The 6,097-nt window shown below is 57.7% G+C and carries 5 protein-coding genes; 2 read left to right on the top strand and 3 right to left on the bottom strand.

Going from position 1 to position 6,097, the window contains the following annotated elements:
- Positions 1 to 74: 74 nt before the first annotated feature.
- A complete protein-coding gene (locus B4U49_RS13625) occupies positions 75 to 488 on the bottom strand; it encodes a DUF2147 domain-containing protein (protein ID WP_143735669.1) in 414 nt (137 codons plus the stop codon).
- A gap of 225 nt (positions 489 to 713) precedes the next feature.
- Between B4U49_RS13625 and B4U49_RS13630 the strand changes: the two genes are divergently transcribed.
- Positions 714 to 1,391, top strand: a complete 678-nt coding sequence (locus B4U49_RS13630; RefSeq protein ID WP_078085151.1) for an NUDIX hydrolase — start codon at positions 714 to 716, stop codon at positions 1,389 to 1,391.
- A 136-nt stretch (positions 1,392 to 1,527) separates the two neighbouring features.
- On the opposite strand, the gene B4U49_RS13635 is transcribed toward B4U49_RS13630, so the two are convergent.
- Both B4U49_RS13635 and B4U49_RS13640 read right to left on the bottom strand, forming a co-directional pair.
- Positions 1,528 to 3,132, bottom strand: coding sequence for a glycoside hydrolase family 43 protein (locus B4U49_RS13635; protein ID WP_078085152.1), 1,605 nt, complete (start codon positions 3,130 to 3,132; stop codon positions 1,528 to 1,530).
- Positions 3,133 to 3,156: 24 nt separating this feature from the next.
- Positions 3,157 to 4,557, bottom strand: coding sequence for a glycoside-pentoside-hexuronide (GPH):cation symporter (locus tag B4U49_RS13640; RefSeq protein ID WP_078085153.1), 1,401 nt, complete (start codon positions 4,555 to 4,557; stop codon positions 3,157 to 3,159).
- 276 nt (positions 4,558 to 4,833) lie between these two features.
- Here B4U49_RS13640 and B4U49_RS13645 point away from each other — a divergent pair, with 276 nt between their 5' ends.
- On the top strand, positions 4,834 to 6,036 hold the full coding sequence (locus tag B4U49_RS13645) for an endo-1,4-beta-xylanase (protein WP_239692631.1): 1,203 nt from the start codon (positions 4,834 to 4,836) through the stop codon (positions 6,034 to 6,036).
- The last annotated feature ends 61 nt before the right edge of the window (positions 6,037 to 6,097 follow it).

The following is a 6,097-nucleotide window of genomic DNA, read 5'->3' on the forward strand; positions in this document are numbered from 1 at the left end:
ACAGGTTGTGGAGCACAGGGCCACCAGGGCGGCTGCCCCAAAGCTCTTCTATGCGGGCGGCCCGTAAAAGCGCTCTATTTAACCGGCTGCCAGGTTTGGGTACGGTAGAAAAAGCCCAGGTAACCGCGCACTTTCAGGTTGCCACCTTCTTCCCACATCTTGCAGTCGTAAACCTTGCCCTTGGTCGGGTCCAGGATCTGGCCGCCCTCGTAAATATCCCCTTTCTTCACCATATTGGTGACGATGTTCATACCAACGATTTTCTGGCCTTTCCTGTCACCGGGGCAGGCATCACACACCGTATCGTCCGGCTTCATCAGCAGGTCGACAACGCGGCCATAGTATTTACCGCCCTGTTCGTAGATTTCCACAATCGACTTGGCCTGCCCGGTTTCATCGTCGATCGTCTGCCAGCGACCCACCACATCGGCGACCGCGAGCTGGGTAGTGAGCAGCAGACTGGCAAAGGTAAGGAATAGAGTTTTCATAAAGGATCCATCGCTAAAACAGAGGGGTGACCATAGCATCATATTTGGTCGGTTTCTGCATGGGCGTTTCCATTCTAGTGTAGATGGTCATGGCTGACGCGCCCCGGGGCCGCGTCCCGCTGGCGCTGCCAAGCACCGCTATCTGTGGAATAATCCGCAGTTTTACCCAGTTAAAATAACGCTCCGGTGGCAGCTTATACCGGAAACTCGGCCAGAAGCGGATCTATGGATACTCCCAAACACGCACTCACGGTAGACAATGTCATTTTTGGTTTCGACGATGGCGAACTGAAAGTGCTGATCGTCAAGCACGGGGAGGGCGAGAGTCGCGGTCGCTGGGGGCTCCCGGGGGACTGGCTCAAGCAGGGTGAAACGCTCGAGCAGGCGGCCAGCCGGGTGTTGCAGGATCGCACCGGGGTCAAGGATATCTTCCTCGAACAACTGCACGCTTTCAGCGACCTGGAGCGGCACCCGGGGGACCGCATCATCACCGTGGCCTTCTTTGCCCTGGTGCGCTCCGATGCCCACGCACTGTCTGTTGGTAAATCAGAGATGGACGCGCAGTGGGTGAATGTGCGGGATACGCCGGAATTGATCTTTGACCACCAGCGCATATTGAGCGCCGCACTGACACGGCTCAAGCACAAGGTGCGACACGAACCCATCGGGTTCAACCTGTTGCCGGAGAAATTCACCTTGCTGGAATTACAGCGTTTGTACGAAGCGGTACTGAATATCACTCTCGACAAGCCAAACTTCCGCCGCAAAATGATGAAAATGAACCTGCTGGTTTCCACCGATGAGAAACAGTCCGGGGTCAGTTATCGCGCGGCCAACCTGTACCGTTTCGATCTCAAGGTGTACAAGGAGTTAACCGAGCAGGGTTTCGTATTCGAGGTGTAAAGCGTTCGGTTTTCGTCGAAGGAATAAAAAAAGCCCGGAGCACAGCTGCCCCGGGCCAAAGGTTTGTGAGAGAGACTACTCACCATTAGCTACCTGAAAATCCAACCATCTCCAGGCTCCGATCTCCGCGAGCTGGTTACTGCTCCAGATACTCGAAGAAATCAAAGTCGGCGGGGCAGTTGGCCCCGGAAATATCCTGGCAGGTCATACCCACAAAGGCGCCGGTAAAGCTGGCCCCCTCTCCGCGCCCCGCCTCGTCAGACACAATGCTGTAGTCCAGGGTGGTACCCACCGGCTGCCAGTTTTCCCCATCCTCCGACCAGAGAAAGTCCAGCTTGTCGTAGGCCACTTCTGCGCGCAGCCAAAGGGCCCTGTTGGCCGGCACCGGCACCACCTTTTCGTCACCGGAACCGTAAAGCCCGAGGGGGAACTGCAGGTTGGTTACTTCGCCTTCGCTGTGACTCAGGATCCCCAAGTGTTTGCCGTGCTCCTCGTCGTGGGAAATATACAGATAGTGGAATTTCTGCCCGTTGTAGTAACAGGTAATACCCGCCATCTGCTGGAACGTCTCGGGTGCAAACTCCACACGGGTGGTCGCGGAAAAGCGGAATGCCTGCTGGCGTCTCGCGATCAGCGCCTGTTCGAACTCGTTGCCAATGGATTGCTTGCCGTATAAACGCAGATACCCGGGGCGATCCTTGAGGCTGTAGAAGTTTTCCGGGTAAGGCGTACGCAGCCACTGGTAATGCATGGGCAGCTTGGCGCTGTCGAAATCGTCCCGGGCCGGATCCTGTGGCCAGGGATGCGGCGGCAGATCGGGCCCGTCCAGGGTGGCGCGTGGCTGGTTGTTGCCGTGGGCGAGACGCAACCAGCCATCCTCGCTCCAGCGTGCGCGCTGTATAGCCGTCTCGCGCCCCAGTGGACTGCGCTTGCTTCCCGGCAATGGACGGGTGGAAAGGTGCACCGCAAAGACTTCCCCCTGGGGCGTGTCCACAATGTCCCCGTGGCCGGAGCGCTGTAGCACCAGGTCCGGGTTATCCACAGAGGTGAGAAAGTACCCGGCCGGGTCCAACTCGTAGGGACCCTGAATATTTTCCGCGCGGGCGAACGTCATACGGTGCTCGTAACCGGTACCCCCCTCCGCGGTGAGCAGATAGTAGTAGTCGTTGCGCTTGTAGATATGCGGGGCTTCCGTAAGCCCCGCTTCGGTACCGCGGAAAATATTGGTCACCGGCCCGACCAGCTTTTGCGCTTGCGCATCGTATTCCTGCAGCAGGATACCGCCGAACGGGTTTTTGCCGGTGCGGTGATCCCACACCATATTCAGGAACCACTTGCGACCGTCATCATCGTGATAGAGGGAAGGGTCGAAGCCGCTGCTGTTTATATGAACCGGGTCACTCCATTCGCCATCGATAGTGTCGCAGGTCGTGATGTAATTGTGCGCATCCTTGAAACTACCGTTGAAGCGCTTTACGTCGGTATACACCAGGTAAAACAGCCCGTCACAGTAGGACAGGCAGGGTGCCCAAACGCCGCAGGAATCCGGGTTGCCACGCATGTCGAGCAGCGCCGCGCGATTCAGTGGCCGGCTCACCAGTCGCCAGTTCACCAGGTCTTTCGAGTGATGAATCTGTACCCCGGGATACCATTCAAATGTGGAGGTGGCGATATAGTAATCGTCCCCGACGCGTACGATGGAGGGGTCCGGGTTGAAGCCTTTCAATATTGGATTGTTCATCACGTCCTTACTTCGTAAACAATTTCAGCTGGAAGCCGCAGGGGCGGCTTTGGGGGAGGGTGTGGATAAATCCGCGGCCTGCGCAGTTTGCGCGCCGTCGGCAATGCAGGCATTGGTAAGGCGGTAGCGACGGAATATCGCCATGGTGATCAGGGTGCAGATGACCGGACCCGCGGCAAAGATCAACACGATGCCGGTAAGTGTACGTTCGCTTTGTTCGGCGTTGGGTACATAGTCAAAATATCCCAGCAGCCAGCCTGCACTGGCACCGCCGAACGCGAGGCCGAGTTTCAGTGCCATCAGGTGGCCGGAATAGGCCATGGCCATTTTCTTCGGGTGTCCCTTGCGGGCGAACCAGTCCACCGTATCCGGCACCATGGAGAACACCAGCGGGATCGCAATCATGTGCACGAAATTTGCGGCCATGGCCAGTGCCAGTGCCAGGTAAACCTGGTCGCGCCCCAGTGGCAGCAATGCAGCATGCGTGACAACCACGCCGATCATGGACCAGTTGAACAGTCGCACTTTGCAGAAACGTTTGCTCAGGAAGTTGGTGCTCACTGCGCCGGCAACACCCGCCAGCATAGGCAGGGTGACGAACATGCTTACCAGGCTTTCCGACTGGAAGTAATAGGTAACGTAAAACGGCGTCACCGCACCGCGCATGGCCACCAGTACCAGCAGGAAAAAGGTCGCCGCAGCGATAATCGCCCACTGGCTATTGCGGAACAGGTTGAAAAAATCCCCGGCGAAATTTTTCACCAGGCCGGTATTGTCTGTTTGTGCCTCGGCCTCGGGCTTGACCCGTTCGCGGGTGGACCAGAAGCAGATAAAGAAACACAGCGCCGCAATGGCTGCCATCACCGCCATTGCCATCTGGTAGCCGAATGCCTTGTCCCCCTGGCCGAGCAGGTTCACCAGCGGCAGTGTCAGCGCAGATACCAGTGCACCGCCCACCATCGCCATGGCGAAGCGGTAGGATTGGATGGAGGCGCGTTCAGTGGTGTCTTCGGTAATCACCCCGCCGAGGGCGGAATAGGGAATATTGATCGCGGTGTAGACGGTCATCAGCAGGGTATACGTGATATAGGCGTATACCAGCTTGCCGTTATCCCCAAGATCCGGTGTAGTGAATGCCAGTACCGCAAGCCCCGCATAGGGCAGTGCCATCAGTAGCAGATAGGGCCGGTAGCGTCCCCAGCGCGAGCGGGTGCGATCCGCCATCCCGCCGACAAGGGGATCGGTGATACCGTCGAAGATACGCACCACCAGTAACAGGGTGCCAGCCGCAGCAGCGGAAATCCCGAAGACATCGGTGTAAAACACCAGCAGGAAGTTGATCACCACCTGGAATACGATATTGCTGGCGGTATCACCCAGGCCGTAGCCGATTTTCTCGCGGATACTGATCGCTGAAGATTGCATGGTTTTCTCTCGGTTTTTTATTGTTATCAACCGCTATATTGATCTGCTCCGGTCTGCGGATCGTTCCGTGCCGGCGCTGTTTTTTGCCGTTATTTTTCTTTTGACTGACTTTTGCTGAATCAGTGGCTTTCGCCGAATATTCATAATAGTCTTGTTGACTATAACACAGGCGCCCGGGCTGTCTAGCGTTTTGCCCCGGAGGCCGCTTTTACATGGGGCGGTCAAATATTGCCCAAAAAGGTTCCAGAACAACAATAACGCAGAGGATGAGAAGCCATGAAGCAATCCGTTAACCCGGCGATGAATCGCCAAAGACGCCAGTTCCTGCGCAGGACGCTCTCGGCAGCCGCGCTGGGCCTGGTGACCGGTGGTGCCGTGCCCACCCGGCTACTGGCGGGGACCACATCCGGCGCTGCGCAGGCAAACGGTCTGGCGGGGCTATTCGCTGCTGACTTCAAGCTCGGTACCGCGCTGTCCAATACCACCCTGCTGGCCCAGAACCCGGCGACCGAATCGCTGGTCGCCCGCGAGTTCAGCGCGATCACGGCGGAAAATGCCATGAAGTGGGAGGAGATCCATCCACAGGCGGAGACCTGGGATTGGCAGCGAGCGGATCACTTTGTGGACTTTGGCCAGCGCCAGCAGATGTACACCATCGGCCACACCCTGGTGTGGCATTCGCAGATGCCGGAGTCGGTGTTTGTCGACCACCATGGCCGATTGCGTCCCGCAACCGAGGTGCAGAAAACCATGGAGAACCACATTGCCACGCTGACGGATCGCTATCGCGGAAAAATCCAGGCGTGGGATGTGGTTAACGAAGCGGTTACCGATAGTGGTGAATGGCGAAAGAGCCACTGGTACAACACCCTGGGGGAGGACTACTTTATCCGTGCCTTCCATCTTGCCCGGGAGGGCGATGCCAACGCGGAGCTACTCTACAACGACTACAGCATGCACCTGCCGGCGAAGCGCGACTATGCGCTGGAGCAGATTACCAGCTTCCGCCGCAACGGCATGCCGGTGAATGGCGTGGGCATGCAGGCGCATGTCCACCTGGGTGATCCGGCTCTGGCGGAACTGGAGGCGAGTATCGAGGCGATTGCCGCGGCGGGGCTGGATGTGCATATCACCGAGCTGGATGTGGATGTGCTGCCCAAGGCTTACGATTATATGGGCGCGGAGATATCCACCAAGTTTGAATATTCCGAGGAACTCAATCCGTTCCCCGAAGCACTGCCACAAAAGGTCGCCGATGAACTGGCAGCCCGTTACGAGTCTCTGTTCAAGCTGTTCCTGAAGCACCGGGACAAAATTCGTCGGGTGTCTTTCTGGGGCACCACAGACGGGGAATCCTGGAAGAACGACTGGCCGGTGGTTGGGCGCACCAACTATCCTCTGATGTTTGATCGTGAGGGACGGCCGAAGCAGGCTTATCGCGCTGTGGCGAGCTTGAAAGCGAGTTCGCGGTCCGGTTGATCGGTGCTTCGAAGTGAGCTTCATGGCGGCGCCGCTACCGGGTACAGCTTTGTGAGACACG

The organism is Microbulbifer mangrovi, assembly GCF_002009015.1.
Taxonomy (GTDB): Bacteria; Pseudomonadota; Gammaproteobacteria; order Pseudomonadales; family Cellvibrionaceae; genus Microbulbifer; species Microbulbifer mangrovi.

Bases quoted from the DNA above. Each gene is read 5' to 3' on its own strand.
- B4U49_RS13635 (WP_078085152.1), bottom strand. From the start codon at position 3,132: ATGAACAATCCAATATTGAAAGGCTTCAACCCGGACCCCTCCATCGTA.
- B4U49_RS13625 (WP_143735669.1), bottom strand. From the start codon at position 488: ATGAAAACTCTATTCCTTACCTTTGCCAGTCTGCTGCTCACTACCCAG.
- B4U49_RS13630 (WP_078085151.1), top strand. From the start codon at position 714: ATGGATACTCCCAAACACGCACTCACGGTAGACAATGTCATTTTTGGT.
- B4U49_RS13640 (WP_078085153.1), bottom strand. From the start codon at position 4,557: ATGCAATCTTCAGCGATCAGTATCCGCGAGAAAATCGGCTACGGCCTG.
- B4U49_RS13645 (WP_239692631.1), top strand. From the start codon at position 4,834: ATGAAGCAATCCGTTAACCCGGCGATGAATCGCCAAAGACGCCAGTTC.